This window comes from Sorangium sp. So ce836, assembly GCF_028553905.1.
GTDB lineage: Bacteria > Myxococcota_A > Polyangia > Polyangiales > Polyangiaceae > Sorangium > Sorangium cellulosum_D.
Map to the genome: position 1 here is coordinate 9,699,967 of NZ_CP102233.1, position 18,643 is coordinate 9,718,609.

General features: G+C 74.7%; 13 protein-coding genes. 11 read left to right on the forward strand and 2 right to left on the reverse strand.

Going from position 1 to position 18,643, the window contains the following annotated elements; all coding sequences use genetic code 11:
* Positions 1 to 57: 57 nt before the first annotated feature.
* Positions 58 to 795 (reverse strand): FmdE family protein, encoded by a 738-nt coding sequence (locus NQZ70_RS35110; RefSeq protein WP_207217576.1) that lies wholly within the window; start codon positions 793 to 795, stop codon positions 58 to 60.
* Positions 796 to 1,133: 338 nt separating this feature from the next.
* Here NQZ70_RS35110 and NQZ70_RS35115 point away from each other — a divergent pair, with 338 nt between their 5' ends.
* The 8 genes from NQZ70_RS35115 (at position 1,134) to NQZ70_RS35150 (ending at position 11,851) form a co-directional block, all read left to right on the forward strand.
* The gene (locus NQZ70_RS35115) at positions 1,134 to 2,756 is read left to right on the forward strand and encodes a serine/threonine-protein kinase (RefSeq protein ID WP_129578119.1); all 1,623 of its coding nucleotides are present in this window, start codon (positions 1,134 to 1,136) and stop codon (positions 2,754 to 2,756) included.
* Between the two features lie 22 nt (positions 2,757 to 2,778).
* On the forward strand, positions 2,779 to 3,765 hold the full coding sequence (locus NQZ70_RS35120) for a c-type cytochrome biogenesis protein (protein WP_129578120.1): 987 nt from the start codon (positions 2,779 to 2,781) through the stop codon (positions 3,763 to 3,765).
* A 143-nt stretch (positions 3,766 to 3,908) separates the two neighbouring features.
* Positions 3,909 to 5,519: a hypothetical protein gene (locus tag NQZ70_RS35125; protein ID WP_165373713.1), complete on the forward strand. Its 1,611-nt coding sequence runs from the start codon at positions 3,909 to 3,911 to the stop codon at positions 5,517 to 5,519.
* A 151-nt stretch (positions 5,520 to 5,670) separates the two neighbouring features.
* The gene (locus NQZ70_RS35130; RefSeq protein ID WP_165374333.1) at positions 5,671 to 6,417 is read left to right on the forward strand and encodes a hypothetical protein; all 747 of its coding nucleotides are present in this window, start codon (positions 5,671 to 5,673) and stop codon (positions 6,415 to 6,417) included.
* 56 nt (positions 6,418 to 6,473) lie between these two features.
* A complete protein-coding gene (locus NQZ70_RS35135; RefSeq protein WP_237244318.1) occupies positions 6,474 to 8,150 on the forward strand; it encodes a hypothetical protein in 1,677 nt (558 codons plus the stop codon).
* 589 nt (positions 8,151 to 8,739) lie between these two features.
* Positions 8,740 to 10,131: a S41 family peptidase gene (locus NQZ70_RS35140; RefSeq protein ID WP_129578122.1), complete on the forward strand. Its 1,392-nt coding sequence runs from the start codon at positions 8,740 to 8,742 to the stop codon at positions 10,129 to 10,131.
* A 119-nt stretch (positions 10,132 to 10,250) separates the two neighbouring features.
* Entirely contained in the window at positions 10,251 to 11,009 is a 759-nt protein-coding gene (locus NQZ70_RS35145; RefSeq protein WP_129578123.1) for a hypothetical protein, read from the forward strand.
* A 47-nt stretch (positions 11,010 to 11,056) separates the two neighbouring features.
* Positions 11,057 to 11,851, forward strand: coding sequence for a hypothetical protein (locus NQZ70_RS35150; protein WP_129578124.1), 795 nt, complete (start codon positions 11,057 to 11,059; stop codon positions 11,849 to 11,851).
* 164 nt (positions 11,852 to 12,015) lie between these two features.
* Here the strand turns inward: NQZ70_RS35150 and NQZ70_RS35155 are convergent, their stop codons facing one another.
* Positions 12,016 to 13,653, reverse strand: a complete 1,638-nt coding sequence (locus tag NQZ70_RS35155; RefSeq protein WP_129578125.1) for a glucose-6-phosphate isomerase — start codon at positions 13,651 to 13,653, stop codon at positions 12,016 to 12,018.
* Positions 13,654 to 13,797: 144 nt separating this feature from the next.
* Here NQZ70_RS35155 and NQZ70_RS35160 point away from each other — a divergent pair, with 144 nt between their 5' ends.
* The 3 genes from NQZ70_RS35160 to NQZ70_RS35170 all read left to right on the forward strand — a co-directional run bounded on the left by NQZ70_RS35160 (position 13,798) and on the right by NQZ70_RS35170 (position 18,158).
* Positions 13,798 to 16,725 (forward strand): 2-oxoglutarate dehydrogenase E1 component, encoded by a 2,928-nt coding sequence (locus tag NQZ70_RS35160; protein WP_129578126.1) that lies wholly within the window; start codon positions 13,798 to 13,800, stop codon positions 16,723 to 16,725.
* The gene (locus tag NQZ70_RS35165; RefSeq protein ID WP_129578127.1) at positions 16,722 to 17,186 is read left to right on the forward strand and encodes a PaaI family thioesterase; all 465 of its coding nucleotides are present in this window, start codon (positions 16,722 to 16,724) and stop codon (positions 17,184 to 17,186) included. Before NQZ70_RS35160 ends, NQZ70_RS35165 begins: the two co-directional genes overlap by 4 nt.
* Before the next feature lie 255 nt (positions 17,187 to 17,441).
* Positions 17,442 to 18,158: a hypothetical protein gene (locus NQZ70_RS35170; RefSeq protein WP_129578128.1), complete on the forward strand. Its 717-nt coding sequence runs from the start codon at positions 17,442 to 17,444 to the stop codon at positions 18,156 to 18,158.
* Positions 18,159 to 18,643 lie beyond the last annotated feature (485 nt).

An 18,643-nucleotide genomic window follows, 5' to 3' on the forward strand; every position in this document is an offset into this window, starting at 1 on the left:
GAGGGGGTGGTCGGCTCGTCCTTGGGCTCCCCCAAGCTCCCCCCCGCGGCCGCCTCGTCAGCGGGGCGCGCCGGCGGGAGGCGGCGGCACCTCCTCGAACACCTCGGCGTCCGGCAAGGACAGGACCTCTTTGCCGGACGCCTCCAGCCCCTCTCTCGGCACGTCGCGGAAGCGCGCGCGGAAGGCCGCGGACGGGCGGAGCGTCACGGCCTGTCCGGTCGACCTGCGCCGGTACGTGGTCTCCACGCCGGCCTCGCTCGCCTCGACCAGGCTGAGGTTGAGCTTCCCGAGGCTCGCGCCCGTAGCCGCGGCGGCGCCGTCCGCGATGCAGGAGAACTGCACGCTCCGCGGGCTGTGGTGCTCCACCTCGAGGTCGAAGCTCCGCGGCGGCAGCCCGAGCTTCGCGAGGGCATACCGCCCCATGCGGTAGCCGGCGACGGCCCACGGCCCCGCGCCGCCATGGATCGCGGCGACCGCGCGGAGCTCGTCCTCGGGCGCCCCCGGGGCCGAGCCCGCCGCCGGCCGATGGCCGTGGTCGTGCTGCGCGGGACCGCGATCGTGGTGATGGGCCGCGTGCCCGGGACCGCGATCGTGGTGATGGGCCGCGTGCCCGGGACCGCGATCGTGGTGATGGGCCGCGTGCCCGGGACCGCGATCAGGGCCGGCAGGCGCCTGCGCATGGACGACGGGCTCGTGCGCAGGGGCTGTCGGGGAATGGGCAGCCGCGCCGCCGCACCGAATCGAGGAAACGGCGGCGAGGAGGATCAACGCCGCGTGGCTCACCGTCTTGCGCATGCTCGCTCGATCCTCCGGGAGCAGGCGAAGTGTCCCCGTTCGCGCGCGACGTCAAGGGTGTCGGCCCCCGCGCGCGCCGCGCGCCGCTCCCCCGCGCCGCACGCGCGCCGCTCCCCCGCGCCTCCCGATCCGCCGGCGCCAGCGCGCGGATCGGAAGGCGCGCGTGTGTTGGACGGTTTCGCGCCCCACCGCCCGAGACCGGGGTAACATGCGGCCGTCATGCGCCGCGCGCCCGTCAGCCACCCCTGCCGCTCGAGCCGCGCCGGCCTCGTCGGCTCCGCCGGCCTCGCCGGCGGGGCGACGCCCCCCGTGGCCAGGACAAGAGGTGATCTCCGCCGATGACCCGAGTCGACCCTGAGGGCTTCCGGCCGGAGGCGCTCGTAGGCCAGGTCCTGCGCGGCAAATGGCGCCTGGAGCGCCTCCTCGGCTTCGGCGGCATGGCCATGGTCTACGCCGGCACGCACCGCAACGGGATGCGCGGCGCGGTGAAGATCCTCCGCCGCGAGCTGTCCGAGGACCAGGAAGCGCGCTCGCGCTTCCTGCGCGAGGGCTACGTCGCGAACCGCGTGGACCACCCGGGCATCGTCCGGGTCCTCGACGACGACGTCACCGAGGACGGCTCGGTGTTCCTGGTCATGGAGCTGCTCGAGGGCGAGACGGTCGAGGCGCGCCGCGCCCGCGAGCCGAGCGGCGTGCTCGGCGTGGGCGAGGTGCTCGGCATCGCCGACGACCTGCTCGACGTGCTCGCCGTCGCGCACGAGCGCGGGATCGTCCACCGCGACCTCAAGCCCGACAACCTCTTCCTCACGCGCCAGGGGCAGCTCAAGGTGCTCGACTTCGGCATCGCGCGGCTGCGCGAGCTCTCGTCCCCGGCGAACGCGACCACGCGCGCCGGCAGCCTGATGGGGACGCCGCAGTTCATGCCGCCCGAACAGGCGCGAGGGCAGTGGGACAGGGTCGACCCGCGCACCGACCTCTGGGCCGTCGGGAGCACCATGTTCCAGCTCCTCTCGGGGCGCTACGTGCACGAGGCCGAGACGCTCCCGCTGCTCCTGCTCGCGGCCATGACCCAGCCGGCGCCGCCCGTGGGCAGCGTCCTGCCGGCCCTCCCCCCGCCGATCGCCGCCGTCATGGACGTGGCCCTCGCGTTCGATCCCGACCGGCGCTGGCCGAACGCCCGCGCGATGCAGCGCGCGCTGCGCCAGGCGCGGGGCGGCGCGGCGTTCGACCCCGCGCCCGGCTCGCACCCGGATCCGTCGCGCATGTCCGCGCACCCGGATCCGGGGCGCGGGCACCTGTTCTCGGATCCAGGGCGCCAGGCGGCGCACGCGCGCGCCCCGGCGAGCGGGCCGCACGGCACGGAGCTCTCCGCGGCGAGCTCGCCCAGCACGGGCAGCGGCGGCGCGGTCAGCGCCGGCTCGGCCGGCGGGGGCGCGGGCACGGTCTCGCCGGTCGTGGAGCGCTCGGTCGGCACGGAGCGCCCGGCGCCGCGCGCGGCGGCCGTGGGCGCGCTCCTGGCCGGCGCCGGCGCGCTGGCCGTGGGCGCCCTGGTCGGGCTCGTGTGGTGGCAGCGCGGGAGCGCCGGGGGCGCGGAGCACGCGTCGAACGGCTCCGCGGTGGAGGCAGAGCCGCGCCCCGGGGCGAGCGCAGGGGCGGCGCAGGGGCCGCTCGGCGGCGCGGGCGCGCCCGGGGCCGGCGCAGAGCCCGCGGCGTCCGGCGATGCGGTCCCGGCGATCGCGCCGTCCGCGCCCGTGCCCGCGCCGCCGGAGCCCACGCCGCCGCCGGCGCCCACGCCGAGCGCGTCCGCGACCGGGGCGCCGCCCGCGACCACGGCGGCCACCGCGCGGCCCGCCGCGGGGAAGGCGCGACCGCCCGCGACCGCCCCGGCGAAGACGCCGCCCGCCCCCGCGCCGGCCCCAGCGCCCACGCCGGCGGAGGACCCGTTCAACCGGCGACGCTGAGGTCGCACCGATGGGTAGACCGATGGGTAGATTGAGCTCGCGTAAACGATTCCCGGTCGAGGTGCTCGCCCTGGGAGGGGCCGCGCTCCTCGCCTGCCCCGGCGCCTCGGCGCAGGTGCGCGATCCCGCGGCGGCGGAGGCGCTGTTCGACGCCGGCAGGGCGGCGCTCCAGGCGAAGGACTACGACGCGGCGTGCCCGAAATTCCGGGAGAGCTACGAGCTCGATCCGGCGCCCGGCGCGCTGCTCAACCTCGCCGACTGCGAGGAGAAGCGCGGCAAGATCGCGACCGCGTGGTCGATCTTCCGGCAGCTCGCGCGCGATCTGCCGGCGAACGACGACCGGCGCCCCATCGCGCAGGCGCGCGCCGCGGCGCTGGAGGGCCGCGTCCCGAGGCTCACCATCCGGCTCGCGCCCGGCGCGCCGTCGGACACGGCCGTGCAGCGCTCGGGGATCCCGGTCGGCGCGGGCTCGCTGGGCGCGCCGTTGCCGGTGGATCCGGGCGAGGTCCAGGTGACGGCGGCGGCGCCGGGCCGGAAGCAGAAGACGTTCACGGTGCAGCTCGCCGAGGGCGCGCAGGCCGAGCTGCTCGTGGCGCCGGAGGAGCCCGCGGCCGGCGGCGGGAGCGCCGGGCCCGCGCTCCCGCCGAAGGAGGGCCCGCGGGCGGGGGGGAGCTCGATGCAGCGGACGGCCGGCTGGATCAGCGCAGGCGCCGGCGTTGTCGGGCTGGGCGTCGGCGCCGCGTTCGGCCTGCGCGCGCTCGGGAAGAAGGGCGACGCCGAGCCGTACTGCGACGAGGCCAACGTCTGCGCGGAGCGAGGGATCCAGCTGCAGCGGCAGGGCGCGACCGCGGGGACGATCTCGACGGTCGCGTTCCTGGTCGGGGCGGCGGCGCTGGGCGCCGGGGCGGTGCTCATCTTCACGGCGCCGTCGTCGGCGCAGGCGCCGGCGGCCCCGAGGGCGACGGTCGGCGTGGTGCCGGGAGGCGCCGTGGCGAAGGTGATCTTCTGACGGCAGCCGCGGCCGGCGGAGCGCTGGTAATCTCGCGACGTCCGGAGCCACGCCCGGCATGCAGCCGGCGGTGGCGAGGGTGATCTTTCGCCGGCCGCCGGAGGCGCCGCGCCACGGGAGACGGAGAGATGACGCGCGATCTCATGAACACTCGACCCATGTTCCGCGCTGCGCTGCTCGCGGCCGCGGCCGGAGCGGGCTGCAACGCGATCATCGGGCTCGAGGTCGGCGAGCTCGATTCGTCGTCCGGCAGCGCGGGCGCGACGTCGGCGAACGCGTCCGCGGTCGGCACGGGCGGCGGCGGCGGCGGCGCCGGCGGGGATGGCGCCGGCGGGGACGGCAGCGGCGGGGACGGCGGCGGCGGCGGCGCCGGCGGGGAGGCGGCGCTCTGCGGCCCGACCCGCGAGGGGGCGGTCCGCGGCGCGTCGAGCGCGTGGGGACAGCTGTCGGGCCTGTCGGTCGCCGGCATCGCGGCGCGGGACGGCGCGGTGACGGCGGTCATCAAGGAGGCGCGGGAGCTCCCCAGCATGCCCGGCAAGGTCGGGTTCTCGGTCGCGCGCTGGAGCCCGTCCGGGGCCCTCGACACCGCGTACGGGATGAGGACCGGCGAGCTGCCCGGCAGCGTCTGGCCCGAGCACCTGGCCGTCGTGTCGGACACCGCCTACGTGACCGGCTGGTCGGACGCGCCGTTCACCTTGCTCACGCCGGACGGCGGGTGCTTGATCGGTTTGCCCGACGAGAACGGGCACAGGCCGAGCTTCCTGGCGGCGCTCGATCCGCTGGGCAAATGCAAGTGGATCTGGAGCGTCGACGCCGAGTTCAACACCTCCCCGCTCGCCCTCGCGGCGATGCCCAAGCGGGTCGTGTTCGCGGTCTCGCTCTCGGGACAGGCGACGGCGGGCACCCGCGATTGCGCCCTCGGGCCCGGCGACGAGCGCGGCTCCACGGAGCTCGTGGCGCTCGACTCCGACGGCGCGTGCCTCTGGCATCGCCCGTTCGAGGCCGCCGCGGCCGTGCGCATCGAAGAGCTCGTCGCGGCCCCGGAGACCGGGGAGGTGCTCGTCTTCGGCGATTACGATGCGCCGGACGCGGCGATCAAGATCCAGACGAAGGAGCTCCCCCGCACGCCGGATCGCGACCTGTTCGTGGCGCGCGTCCGGCTGGAGGACGGCGAGCTGACGGACCTCCTCCCGCTCAGGGCCCCTGGGAGCCAGTCGGCGGCGCGACACGGGGCCGCGCTGCTCCCGGGCGGCGACCTCGCGATCTCCGGAACGTACTCCGGGCCGTCCTTCAATTTCCAGGATGACTGCCCGCTGCTGCCGGACGCGGGGAGCTCGGAGAACACCTTCGTCGCGCGCGTCTCGAGAGGAGGAGTCGTCTGGAGCCGTGGATTCGGCGACGCGGTGAAAGATCAGATGGCCGTCCGCCTCGAAGTGGACAAGAGCGGCGCGATCTACGTGGCGGGGACGCTCGAGGGCGAGATCCCGCTGGAGAGCGGCGAGACGCTCGCCGCCGGGACGGACGAGCTGTCCAGCTATCTGATCGCGCTCGACCCGCGCGGCAACGTCCTCTGGGGCACCGCGATCGCGGGGAACGGCACCGTGGCAGTCTGGTCGGTCGCGCCGGGCGAGAGACCCGGCGATCCGCTCCACATCGCCGGCGAGCTGACGGACACGTTCCCTCTCATGGACTTCGACCGTCCCATCCGGGCGCCGGGAGAGGGGTTCATCGTTCGGCTGAAGGGCATGCCGTGACCGCTGCGCTCGGCATCGAGCGCGCGCCTGCAGAACAGCCCACGACATTTCCACACGGCGCCGCTGAGCCTGCCACGGAAGCGGCGCGGCGCGGCGCGTGATCCGGCCGCCGCCGGTTGACGCCGGTGGGAACGGGGGCTTCCATTCGAGGATGCGCTCGCTTCACCGATGTTTCCGCCTGGCTCTGCCCGCCGCGGCCGCCGCGCTGGGCGCGGTCGCGGGGTGCTTCCCCGAGGTCACGTTCACCGAGGGCCCGGGCGGCCCCGGCGACGCAGGCGCTGGCGGGGACTACGCAGGCACCACCTCCTCGTCCGCGAGCACCGCCGCCTCGTCCGCGGACGCTGCAGGCTCCGGCGGCGGCGCCGCGACCTCCGGCGCCGGCGGGGACGGCGGCGCCGCAACGGCCTCCGGCTCCGGCGGCGGCGCGGGCGGCGATGGCTCCGGCGGGGGCGCGGCGAGCTCCAGCGCGGGCTCCACCTCGGCCACCTCCGGCGCCGGCGGGGGCGAGGCGACCTCCAGCGCGAGCTCCACCTCGGCCACCTCGGGCTCCGGCGGCGGCGGCGGCGTCGACTGCGACGCGGACGGCGACGGCTATCGCTCGAAGGCGTGCGAGGGCGGCAACGATTGCAACGACGACAACCCCCTGGTCCACCCCGGCCAGGCCAGCGCGTTCTACGACAGGCCGATCAGCCCGGGAGGCGGCTTCGATTACGACTGCAGCGGCGCCGAGGAGAAGGAGTTCCGCTCGGTCAACTGCAGCGGCCTCCTGACGTGCGCGGTGGTCTCCAACGTGTTTCTGACGGACGTGCCGTGCGGGCAACGCGGCCCGTTCGGGTCGTGCAGCCTCACCTGCCAGTCCACCATCATCTTTCCTGATTACGTCAGAGCCTGCCATTGAGCCCTCGCTGGCGCGGCGGCAGCCTGGAGGATGCCACCCCGCGGAGAGCCGATCCGATGAAACGCGAGCCCCGTCCGATCCGATCCGCCGTGTCCTGCGCCGGCCTGTGCGCCGTCGTGGCGGGCGGCTGCAACGCGATCATCGGGCTCGAGGTCGGCGAGCTCGACCCGTCGCAGTCCGGCGCTGGCGCGGCCCCGGGCGCGACCTCCTCCGCGGCGAGCTCGGGCGAGGGCGGCACGGGCGCGGGCGGCATGGGCGCGGGCGGCATGGGCGCGGGCGGCACGGGCGAGGGCGGCTCCGGAGCCGCGGAATCGGGCGGCGGGGGCTCGGGCGCGGGAGGAGCGGGCGGCGGCGGGGGCAGCGGCGGCGGGGCTCCGATGTGCAGCGAGGCCCCGGGCGCCATCATCGAGCCGTCGGCCGCGTGGGGCGAGACGCTCGGCTTCGACGTGGGCGATCTCACCGCCTCGGGCGGCGCGCTGACGGCCGTCGCCACGGATGTCCTCGAGGATTCACGCTATCAATTCACGGTCGCGAAGTGGAGCGCCGCCGGGGCGCGCGACGGCCGGTACGGGCTCTCGGTGAATGACATCTGGGGCTTGCACCTGGCCGCCGGCAAGGACTTCACCTATGTCGCCGGGGAGTCCGACGGGGCCACCAACCTGCCCACGGGGTCGCTCAGCGCCTGCCGCATCGGACCAGGCCTGCTCGACACCGCCTTCACGACGAGCTTCGTGGCGGCGCTCGGCCCAGAGGGCAAATGCGGGTGGGTGTGGAGCGTCGACGCCGCGCACGGCACCACCGCGCGCGGCCTCGCGGCGACCTCCGAGGCGCTCGTCTTCGCCGTCGACGTGACGGACGCCGGCAGGAGCTTCGGGCCGTGCGCGCTCCGGGACATCCCGCAGGAGTCGGCGCTGCTCGCCGCGCTCCACCCGCAGGACGGCGCGTGCCGGTGGCAGCACCGCCTCGGGCCGCGAGCCGCCGTGACGGTCAAGGCGATCGCCGCCAACTCGAGGTCAGGGTCGCGGTTCGTGACCGTCGTGGGCGACTACGACTCGCTCAGCGGGGACGTCTCGTTCGGCGGGGACCTCCCCTTCGCCTCGGTGCGCCGCGATGTCTTCATCGCGCGTTACGTGACCACCGACGGCGCCCTGCAGGACGTGAAGACGCTGAACGTCGAGGGAGATCAGCAGGTGGCGCAGCACGGGGCCGCGCTGCTCCCGGGCGGCGACGTCGTGATCGCCGGGACGTACCGCGGGCGCGTCCGCTTCGAAGAGCGCTGCCCGCCGCTGCCCGACGCGGGGGAGACCGAGAACTTCTTCATCGCGCGCGTCTCCGACGACGGCGTCGTGTGGAGCCGCGGCTTCGGCGATGCGACGGAGAGCCAGGTCGCCGCCGGCGTGGCGGTGGACGAGGCGGGCTCGATCTACGTCACGGGCGAGTTCACGGGCGCGCTCCCGCTGGGGGGCGCCGGGGCGCTCACCACCTCCCGGAAGCGGGCGGGATTCCTGATGAGGCTGGATGCTCGAGGCAACCTCGTCTCGGCGGCCCAGCTCGAGGGAGACGGCACCGTCGCCCTGCGGGTCGTCGCCGCGAACGGCGCGTCCGGCGATCCCCTCTACGTCGCCGGCGCCGTGACCGGGACCCTCCACCTCCCCGGGCTCGACGAGCCGCTCGGCAGCGACAGCGATCCGGAGTCTCACGGGTTCATCGCGAGGCTCTCGGGCGTGCGCTGAGCGGCGATCGCGCCGAGCACAGCCGGAAGCGGCGGAGGCGCCGTCGCGTCCCGCACGGCGCGCGCGGCGACGAGGCGTAAGGAGATCCATGCAGTCGACTTCAAGGGCGGAGTTGTTTGTCGCCGCGCAACCAGCGTGTTTCCAGGAGACGTCGTGAGCAGCGGAGAGGACCCGTCCGGGACCTCATGCTCTCTGCGGTTCCGGGCTCAGGCACGCTGGGTTTCGAGAGGAGCGGCGATTGAGGCTTCGCTCGCCTCCTGTCATGGCGGCCGCGACTGCGCCGTGCGATAGAGGTCGACGCAATGAAGCGCTCTCGGACGAAGCTCCGAGCTGGGCTCTGTGGCGAGTACGACACGGCGCGCGGCGCCGTCGCGTTCGGCGAGGACACGCCCCGCGCCCCGGAGGGCCGCGGGATCTTCGTGGCGCGCTACGCGTCGAGCGACGGCGCGCATCCAGCTAGCCGGCGCGCGGTGCGGGCGCCGCGCCGTCGCGCCTGGCCCTGGATCTCGCTGCGGTGCCGTGATCTCCTTCACGAGCCCGAGCGGCTCCGGTTGCGCCGGCGACGCGCGCCGTCGCACCCTCGCGCGCCGTGCCCCCCAAGAGCTCGCTCCGCCGACCTCGCCGCGCCGCGACCGCGGCGCGCTCCTGCGCCTCGGTCGCATGGGCCGCGCTCGCAGGCGCCGCGCTCTCCTGCGCCGCGCTCGCATGCGCCCCGGCGCCGGCGGTCGCCCCCTCGCAGGCGCCGGCGCCGCTCCGGAGCCTGCGCATCGCGGACGTCGACCTCGACGGCGAGCCGCGGACCGTGTCCTCGGCCGAGGCGATCCTCGATCTCGACGACGCGCGCTACGCCTTCGAGCATGCCTACGCGGGCCTCGACGGGCGCCCGCCCGCGCCCTCGCCGCTCGCGCTCGCCCGGGCCGAAGCCGCGCTCCGCGGCCGCGCGGCGTGGCGCCCCGGCGAGCTCGCGCGGCTCCTGCGCGACGTGTTCGCGGCGCCGGACGGCCACCTCGCGTTCGGCCACGGCGGCCGCGCGCCGCTCCGGCTCACCGCCGCGCCGGCGGCCGCCCCGGCGCTCGCGCCGGCCGCCCCGGCGGCGTGCGCCGGCCGCGGCGCCGACGCGCGGACCGAGGCCCCGCCGCGGCCGCTCGATCCGCCGCGCCGCCCCGGCCCGCCCGTCGAGCTCACGCAGAGCCGCGACGGCGTCCCGGTGCTCGCCATCCGCACCTTCAGCGCCGCCGCCGCCCCGGCGCTCGCGGCGCTCCCCGCGCTCGCCGCCGAGCTGCGGCGAGCGCCCGCCTTCGTCGTGGACCTGCGCGGCAACGCCGGCGGCAACTACCTCTTCGCCGAGCGCTTCGCGCTCGCGCTCACCGACGCGCCGCTCTGCGCGCTCGACGAGCGCGAGGTCATCTCCGTCGCCGCGGCCGAGGGGCGCGCCAACAGCGCCCGCCGCCGGCTCGCCCGCGGCGACGTCCCGCCCGAGGCGCGGCCGCGCTTCGTCGAGCACCTCGCCGCGCTCGAGCGCGTCGCCGGGGCGTTGCGGGGTCGCGCCGCGGACCGCGCCGCCGCGGCGCCGCGCGTCGACCTCACGACCCGCGGCGCCGTGGTCCGCGGGCGGGCGGCGGGGCCGCTCGAGGGGCGCGCCGTCTTCCTGGTCGACCGCGGCTGCGCGTCGGCGTGCGAGATGCTGCTCGCGCTGGTGCGGCAGATCCCGGGCGTCCTCGTGGTCGGGCAGAACACCCGCGGCGGCATGAGCGTCGGCGAGCTCGCGCTCTTCCGGCTCCCGCGCTCGGGCGTCACCCTCTCGCTCGGCACCCGCGCGTACCGCGACCCGCTCGGCGACTTCGTCGAGCTGCGCGGGTTCGAGCCCGACGTGCGGCTCGACGGCGCCGATGTCGTCGAAGGCGCGGCCGCGCTCGCGCTGCGCGGGGCGCCGTCCGGCGCGCGTCGCCGCGGCGCGCGGACATCGTGCGCGCCTCGTTGAGTTCGCGAGCCGTCCGCGTATGCTGGCCTCGCTGCACCGAAGCCACCGCAGTTCCTCGGAGTCGCCGCGCGAGCGCGACGGGAGCCAGCATGCCGATCGGGCCAACGGAAGGGAGTATCGTGCCGCGCCGCCGCCTCGCCGCGCCGCGCGCCCGCGGCGCGCAGGCCGCCGCGGTGCTCGCCGCGCTGCTCGGGCTCGCCGCGCCCGCGGCCGCGCAGGTGCCTGGCGCGCCGCAGAGGCCCGCGCTCGGCAGCACGACGGCGGCTCCCGCCGCGCCGGGCGCTCCTCCCGCGCCTGCGACCGCTCCTCCCGCGCACGCTCCTCCCGCGCCTGCGACCGCTCCTCCCGCGCACGCGAGCGCTCCTCCCGCGCCTCCGGGCGGGGCGCAGATGCCCATCCCGCCGGGCTATTACCTGCTGCCGCCGCTCCCGCCGTGGGCGAACCCGCGGACCATCCAGTACGAGGAGGGCGACCCGATCCCGCGCGGCTACGCGCTCAAGACCAGGGCGGATCGCGCGCTCGTCGGCGCGGGGCTCCTGACGTTCGGCATCTCGTACGCGCTCTCGTTCACGGTCGCGGGCGTCGCGACCCTCGCGGAGGAGGATTTCGACGAGTTCGGGCCGCTGTTCATCCCGTTCGTCGGCCCGATGATCGGCACGGTGAGCCTGGACGCCGAGGGCGCGGGCATGTTCTGGCTCACGGTGGACGCCGTGGCCCAGGTGGGCGGGCTGCTCCTGTTTGCGGCCGGCCTGGCGCACGAGGAGGTCTACCTGGAGCGGCAGTTCACGGCGAGCTCGCGCAACCCCGAGCACGCTGCGTCCCCGTGGCCCGCGATCTCGATCGGCGCGTCGTCCGCGGAGCTCCGATGGCGATTCTGATCCGGCGAGCCTGCGCCAGCGGCTCTCATCCCCGAAGGGAGACGCACGTGATCGCGATCCGCACTGTCCTCTCGATGGCCGCGCTGCTGGGCGTGCTCGCGCTCGCGACCCCGGCCGCGGCGGAGAGCGACGCTCCGTCAGCGCAGAGCGCGCAGCCGCCGGGCGACGCGCCACCTACGGGCGACGCGCCACCTCCGGGCTACCCGCCGCCGCAGAGCTACGCGCCACCGCCGGGCTACCCGCCGCCGCCGGGCTACCCGCCGCCGCCGGGCTACCCGCCGCCGCCGGGCTACCCGCCGCCGCCAGGCTACCCGCCGCCGCCGGGCTACCCGCCGCCGCTCGGCTACCCGCCGCCGCCGGACGACGCGTCGTATACGGCGCCCTTCATCCTCGGCATGCCGCGGACGCTGCCCTTCAAGGAAGGCGAGCCGGCGCCGCACGGCTACCGCCTCGAGACGCAGAAGAGCCGCCGGCTGCTGGTCGCGGGGTCCATCGTCCTCGGCACCGCGTGGGCGCTCGCCGCGCTCACGGCCGGGAGCATCCTCAGCGAGGGAGAGAGCGAGGCCAGCAGCTACACGCCGCTGTTCGTGCCCGTGGGCGGCCCGTTCATCACGCTCGCCACGGGCGAGGACGTCGACTTCTCCCGCGACGACGGCCAGGTCGCCGGCTCCCTCGTGCTCCTCAACGGGCTCACGCAGGTGACGGGCTTCGCGCTGCTCGTCGCGGGCCTCGTCTCCAACCAGCAGGTCTGGGTGCGCCACGACATCCCGCGCCAGACGTCGCTCCACGCCCCCGAGCTCCGCGTCGGCCCGACGGGCGGGACCCTGCGCGTCCACTTCTGAGCGACGCGCGCCGGGAGCCCACCCCGGCTCCCGGCGCCCCCTGCGCCCTTCCTCCCCGCGCCTCCTGCGCGCCTCACGCCTCAGCGGCGCGCCTCACGCCTCAGCGGCGCCGCCCCGTCGGCCGCCCCGGGCGAGGCGGCCCGCCCCCCCGGGCGGGCGCCCGCTCACCGCGCCAGCCGGTACGTCGCGTCGAACGGCGAGCCCCCCTGCGGCACCTCCCGGACCACGCCGCGCTCCGGGTTCGCCGCGAGGTGGCGCAGGATCCAGAAGACCGTCTCGACGTCGCCGGTGCCCGCCGCGCCCGCGATCTCCTCGAGCTTCAGCGCGCGCCCCGCGCCCGCGGCCAGCGCCGCGAGCACCTTGGCCTGCAGATCCAGCACCTCCTGCGCGGCCTTCTTGCCGGCCTCGACGCCGGGCTGGTGGTACGCGTTGATGCCCACGAGCGACGCGTACAGCCCGACCGCGCGCTCATAGAGCGCGATCAGCATGCCGACGGCGCGCGCGTCGACCGTCTCGATCGTGATCGTGATCGACTCGCGCCCGCTCTCGGTGAGCGCCTTGCGCGTCCCCTGCAGGAAGCCGGAGAGGTAGTCGCCCGTCGTGACGCCGGGGTCGACCTCGATCGAGCCGCGCGGCGGCGCGCGATCGCGCAGCACCTCGATGAACGTGACGAAGAAGTTGTCGAGCCCGTCGCGGAGCTGCTGCACGTACGCGTGCTGATCGGTCGAGCCCTTGTTGCCGTAGACGGCGATCCCCTGGCACACCTCCTTGCCTTGGCGATCGAGCCGCTTGCCGAGCGACTCCATCACGAGCTGCTGGAGGTAGCGGGAGAAGAGCTCGAGCCGGTCCTTGTACGGGAGCAGCACCATGTCCTTGCGGCCCACGCCGCCCGTCGCCGAGTACCAGGCGAGCGCGAGCAGCGCCGCCGGGTTCCGGAGCACGTCCTTCGAGCGCGTGACCTCGTCCATCTCGCGCGCCCCCTGCAGCATCTCCAGGATCGACAGCCCCTGCAGCGCCGCCGGCAAGAGGCCGACCGCCGAGAGCTCGCTCGTCCGCCCGCCGACCCAGTCCCACATCGGGAAGCGGGCCAGGAAGCCGTGCTTTACCGCGTACTTGTCGAGCTCGCTCCCCTCCCCCGTCACCGCGACCGCGTGCGCCCCGAGCGAGAGGCCGAGCCGCCGGTACGCCGCCTCGAGCTCGAGCATTCCGTTGCGCGTCTCCTTCGTCCCGCCCGATTTCGAGATGATCACCGCGAGCGTCGCGCCGAGGTCGTCCCCGATGGCGTCCAGCGTGCGATCGATCCCGTCCGGATCCGTATTGTCGAAGAAATACGGCTGCATTCGGTCGGCCGGCGTCCCCAGCGCCGACGCGACGAACTGCGGCCCGAGCGCCGAGCCGCCGATCCCGACGACCAGCACCTTGCGGAAGCGGGCCGCCCGCTCCGGCCGCACCCGCGCCGCGTGCACGTCCGCGGCGAAGCTCAGGATGCGCGCGTTCGTCGCCTCGATCGCGGCGCGCAGCGCGGCCTCGGGCGCGAGCTCAGGCGCGCGCAGCCAGTAATGGCCGACCCGGCGGTTCTCGTCGGGGTTGGCGATGCTCCCGCCCTCGAGCGCCGCCATCTCGGCGAGCGCCGCCTGGATGCGCGGATCCATCGTGGCGAAAAAGTCTTTCTCGAAGCGGATCCGGCTCACGTCCAGCCAGAAGCCGAGGCTCCCGTCGTGGAAGAGGTGGTCCCGGAAACGGTCGATGGGGAGGACGGCGGGCGCCGGTCCTCGACCCGGGGTTGCGCGGTCTTGATCCATGGCTCCCTTCTACCGCTTCTCCCTACCGTTTCTCCAGGCGCTCGGACCCCTTGCCCGGACGATGTTCCGCCCTATGCACCGAGGCCATCGGAAAACGACTCTAGCGTGCCGCCCCGACACGCGTTATTTGCACGCCGAACCACGATGCAGCTTGATTTCGGAATCAATGCAGGGCTCGTCGAGGAGCTCTATGCGCAGTACCTCGAGAACCCGGAGTCGGTAGACCCCGGCTGGCGCTCGTTCTTCGAGAGCAAGAACGGCGGCGCCGCGCCGATCAGGCTGCCCGCTCCGGCCGCGCTGCCGTCCGTCCAGCCTCAAGTGGTGCGGCCCGCGGCCGCGCCGGGGAACGGGCACGGCAAGACGAACGGCGAGGCCGCGAAGACGCTGGAGGCCGCGTTCGCGCAGACGCTGAGCGAGCACCCGACCTCGCTCGAGACGTCGCGCGATCTGAAGGTGCTCGCGGAGGCGGCGCTCAAGGCGCGCGTCTACGCCCTCGTGAACGCCTACCGCGTGCGCGGCCACCTCTTCGCGCACGTCGACCCGCTCGGCCTGCCGCCCGCGACGCCGCCCGAGCTCGACCTCACGAACTTCGGGCTGCGCGTCGAGGACCTCGACCTCGCCTTCCCGACGACCGACCTCGCCGGCGTGCCGCCCGTCCTCACGCTGCGCGAGATCATCCGCCGGCTCGAGGAGACGTACTGCCGCTCGATCGGCGTCGAGTTCACGTTCATCGAGGAGCCCGAGGCGCGCCTGTGGCTCCAGCAGCAGATGGAGTCGACGCGCAACCGCCTGACGCTCGACCGAAAGAAGCAGCTCCGCATCCTGACGAAGCTCTCCGACGCCGAGATCTTCGAGCAGTTCATCCACAAGTCCTACGAGGCGGGGACGAAGCGCTTCTCGCTGGAGGGCGCCGAGAGCCTCATCCCGCTGCTCGACCTCATCATCGAGCGCGCGGGGTCGCACGAGGTCGACGAGATCGTGGTCGGCATGGCGCACCGCGGCCGGCTCAACGTCCTCGCGAACATCATGGACAAGAGCCTGCGCGAGATCTTCGCGGCCTTCGAGGACAAGGACGCGGAGCGCCACCTCGGCAGCGGCGACGTCAAGTACCACCTCGGCTACTCGACCGACCGCACGCTCGAGAACGGGCGCAACGTCCACCTCACGCTCACGTTCAACCCGAGCCACCTCGAGTTCGTGAACCCCGTCGTGCAGGGCCGCGTCCGCGCGAAGCAGGACCGGCGGCTCGCCGACGGCGCGGCCGACGCGCGCCGCCGCGTGATGCCGCTGCTCATCCACGGCGACGCGGCGTTCATCGGGCAGGGCGTCGTCGCCGAGACGCTCAACATGATGAACCTGAAGGGCTACTCGACCGGCGGCACGGTCCACGTCATCGTGAACAACCAGGTCGGCTTCACGACCGATCCGATGGAGGGCCGCTCGACCCGCTACGCGTCCGACATCACGCGGATGCTGAAGGTCCCGGTGTTCCACGTGAACGGCGAGGACCCGGAGGCGGTCGCCCACGTCGCGCAGCTCGCGATCGACTACCGCACGCGCTTCGGCTCGGACGTGGTCATCGACATGTACTGCTACCGCAAGTACGGCCACAACGAGGGCGACGAGCCGCGCTACACGCAGCCGCGGATGTACGCCGCGATCGACAAGAAGCCGACCGTGCGGCAGGTCTACGTCCGGCGCCTCATGGAGCTCGGCCAGATCACCGCGGAGAAGGCCGAGGAGATCGTGCTGCGGCGCCGCGAGGCGCTCGCCGCCGCGCTCGACGAGGTGAAGCAGAAGGGCTTCGCGCCGGTGCTCTACTCGATGGGCGGCGTGTGGACGCACTACCGCGGCGGCGCCGATCACGCGACGCCGGACGTGCCGACGAGCGTGCCGGCCGAGCGGCTCATCGCGCTGTCCGAGCGGCTCCTCGAGCTGCCCGAGGGCTTCAAGGCGCACCCGAAGGTGCTGCCGACGCTCAAGCAGCGGCACGAGAAGCTCGTCGCCGGCGAGCCGTTCGACTGGGGCACGGGCGAGATGCTCGCCTACGCGTCGCTGCTCGCCGAGGGGACGCCGGTGCGGCTCTCCGGGCAGGACGTGCAGCGCGGCACCTTCAGCCACCGGCACGCGGTGCTGCGCGACGTGGAGACGAGCGCGCGCTTCGCGCCGCTGTCGAGCGTGGCCAAGGCGCCGGCGCGCTTCGAGGCGTACAACAGCCCGCTCAGCGAGGCGGGCGTGCTCGGCTTCGACTTCGGCTACAGCCTCGACTACCCGGACGGGCTCGTCATCTGGGAGGCGCAGTTCGGCGACTTCCTCAACGGCGCGCAGGTCATCGTCGACCAGTTCATCACGTCGAGCGAGGACAAGTGGCACCGCCTGAGCGGCATCGTGCTGTTCCTGCCGCACGGCTACGAGGGCCAGGGGCCGGAGCACTCGAGCGCGCGCATCGAGCGCTGCCTGCAGAACAGCGCCGAGGACAACATCCAGGTGTGCAACCTGACGACGCCGGCGCAGCTGTTCCACGTGCTGCGGCGGCAGGTGCACCGCCCGTGGCGCAAGCCGCTCATCATCGCCACGCCGAAGAGCCTGCTGCGCGTCCCGGCGACGTCGAAGGGCCCGCACCGGCCCGTGTCGACGATCCAGGACCTCGCCGAGGGCCAGTTCCAGCGCGTGCTGCCCGACACGAGCGGCGTCGATCCGGCCGACGTGAAGCGGATCCTGCTCTGCTCGGGCAAGGTGTACTACGACCTCGCGCTGGCGCGGGAGACGCGCGGGCTCAAGGACGTGGCGATCCTGCGGCTGGAGCAGCTCTTCCCGCTGAACGAGGAGATCGTGCAGGCGCTCGCGCCCTACAAGGACGGCACGCCGCTCGTGTGGGTGCAGGAGGAGCCGCGCAACTACGGGTCCTGGTACTACGTCCTCGCGGTGCTCCGGAACAAGCTCGGCGACCGGCTGCCGCTCTCGTGCGTGAGCCGCGCGCCGAGCGCGAGCCCGGCGACCGGCTCGCGGGCGAGCCACCTCCTCGAGCAGAAGATGCTGATGGACGAGGCGTTCGTGGGGGGCACCCGTTGAGCGAAGCGGCGAGCCTGCAGGACAGGTACGCGCCAGAGAGCCGGTGCTTCGGGTGCGGGCCGGCGAACGAGAGGGGGCTCCGGCTGAAGAGCCGCGTCGAGGGCGACGCGGTGGTCTGCGACTTCACGCCGGAGGCGCACCACGAGGCGTTCCCCGGGATGGTCAACGGCGGCATCATCGGGGCGCTGCTCGACTGCCACTCGAACTGGACCGCGGCCCACCACCTCATGCAGGCGCGGGGGGCCGACGCGCCGCCGTGCACGGTGACGGCGGACTTCCACGTGAAGCTGAAGAAGCCGACGCCGCTCGGCCCGGTGCGCCTGCGGGCGCAGGTCGCGGAGGCCGAGGGCGACCGCGTGGTGGTCGAGGCGACCCTGGAGGCGGGGGGCCGGGTCACGGCGACGTGCCGCGGGACGTTCGTGGCCGTCAAGGAAGGGCACCCGGCCTACCACCGCTGGTAGGCCGGCGGCCGCGCGCCGCCGCGGTAGGCCAGCGGTCGCGCGCGCCGCTGCGGTAGGCCGGCGGCCGCGCGCGCCGCCGCGCCGCCCGTCCGCGACCGAGAAGGCGGTGCTCGCCGCCTCCGTGGCACACGCGATGCTCCGCGCCCCGCGAGCGGCGTCCCCGGACGGCTCGCGCGGCGCGGGCCGCGCAGCGCGGATCGTGGCGCGCGGATCGGCTCCGCCGCCTCGCGGCGCCGCGAACGAGGAGGATCCGCAATGAAGGCATACACGGGGTTCGCGGTCGCCGCGGCCGCGCTCGGCGCGCTGTACGCGCGCGTCGCCTCGGCGCAGGACTACGAGGGCGAGGTCCCGCCGAGCTACCTGAGCTCGCCGCTCCGGGCGCCGAGCAACGCGCTCGAGCTCGGGGTCGCCGCCGGGTACACGCAGGGGTTCGGCAACATCGGGAGCGAGCGGCGCCTCCGCGACGTGTCGGGCCCCGGCGCCGGCGTGGCCGTGAAGCTCGGCTACCGCGCGACGCCGAAGATCGGCCTCGGCCTGACGTCGAGCTACGAGCAGTACATGGCCATGGGCCCGGCCCGGCGCGACACCGACGTCCGCGGCCTGACGGCGGGCGCCGAGGCGAGGTTCCACATGGCGCCGTTCCAGCGCATCGACCCGGTGATCGCGCTCGGCGGCGGCTACCGCGCGCTCTGGACGGCGGCGCCCGGCCAGGAGCGCGACACGCTCACCCACGGCGTCGAGCTCGCGCGCCTCACCGCGACGCTCGATGTCCGCATGTCGGACAGCGTGGCGCTCGGCCCATCGGTCGGCGGCGGGCTCAACGTCTTCTTCCTGGAGCGCACCGGCGGCGCGAGCGCCGCCCACGAGGTCCGCGGCAGCCGCATGAACGGCTTCGTGTTCGCGGGGCTCGAGGGGCGCTTCGACCTCGGCGGCCAGCGCGCGCGGGAGATCGTCGAGATCGCGCGGCGCTGAGCGCTCGAGGAGCGGAGCGGCGCTCCGGCAGCGTACGTCCCGAATCCATTCATCCACCTGCGACAGGCCATCTCGTGGCCTCACCGCTCTCTCCATCACCGCTCGACACGTGCTGGACACAACGCGGCTCCCCTTCCAGGAGAGGCTCGGGCCGCGGACATTCGCTCTCCGAGCAGCACGCCTCTGGCGGTGGCAAACACCGATTTCTATGGATCCTCAAAAACCGATACCGTAACGTACGAGACATCGAATCGACGAAGGCGGCGCGGACGGGGGACACGACCGCTCAGGAGCTCTTCTAGGCGACGAGCAAGCTGGAAGAGCACGGCATGGGGCAAGAGGAGAGACCGCAAGGGCGCAAGAGGCGCAACGGGACAGAGATAAAATTGTATTCTTCTCTTCCCCTTGCGTCCCTTGCGCCCTTGCGGTCCTCTTCCGGCGCCTCAGTCGCGCGCCTGCGCGAGCGGCGGCCGCGCTCGTCGTCG

Coding starts and splice junctions, on each gene's coding strand:
- NQZ70_RS35135 (WP_237244318.1), top strand. CDS start 6,474: ATGAAACGCGAGCCCCGTCCGATCCGATCCGCCGTGTCCTGCGCCGGC.
- NQZ70_RS35155 (WP_129578125.1), bottom strand. CDS start 13,653: ATGGATCAAGACCGCGCAACCCCGGGTCGAGGACCGGCGCCCGCCGTC.
- NQZ70_RS35160 (WP_129578126.1), top strand. CDS start 13,798: ATGCAGCTTGATTTCGGAATCAATGCAGGGCTCGTCGAGGAGCTCTAT.
- NQZ70_RS35110 (WP_207217576.1), bottom strand. CDS start 795: ATGCGCAAGACGGTGAGCCACGCGGCGTTGATCCTCCTCGCCGCCGTT.
- NQZ70_RS35170 (WP_129578128.1), top strand. CDS start 17,442: ATGAAGGCATACACGGGGTTCGCGGTCGCCGCGGCCGCGCTCGGCGCG.
- NQZ70_RS35115 (WP_129578119.1), top strand. CDS start 1,134: ATGACCCGAGTCGACCCTGAGGGCTTCCGGCCGGAGGCGCTCGTAGGC.
- NQZ70_RS35120 (WP_129578120.1), top strand. CDS start 2,779: ATGGGTAGATTGAGCTCGCGTAAACGATTCCCGGTCGAGGTGCTCGCC.
- NQZ70_RS35130 (WP_165374333.1), top strand. CDS start 5,671: ATGCGCTCGCTTCACCGATGTTTCCGCCTGGCTCTGCCCGCCGCGGCC.
- NQZ70_RS35125 (WP_165373713.1), top strand. CDS start 3,909: ATGAACACTCGACCCATGTTCCGCGCTGCGCTGCTCGCGGCCGCGGCC.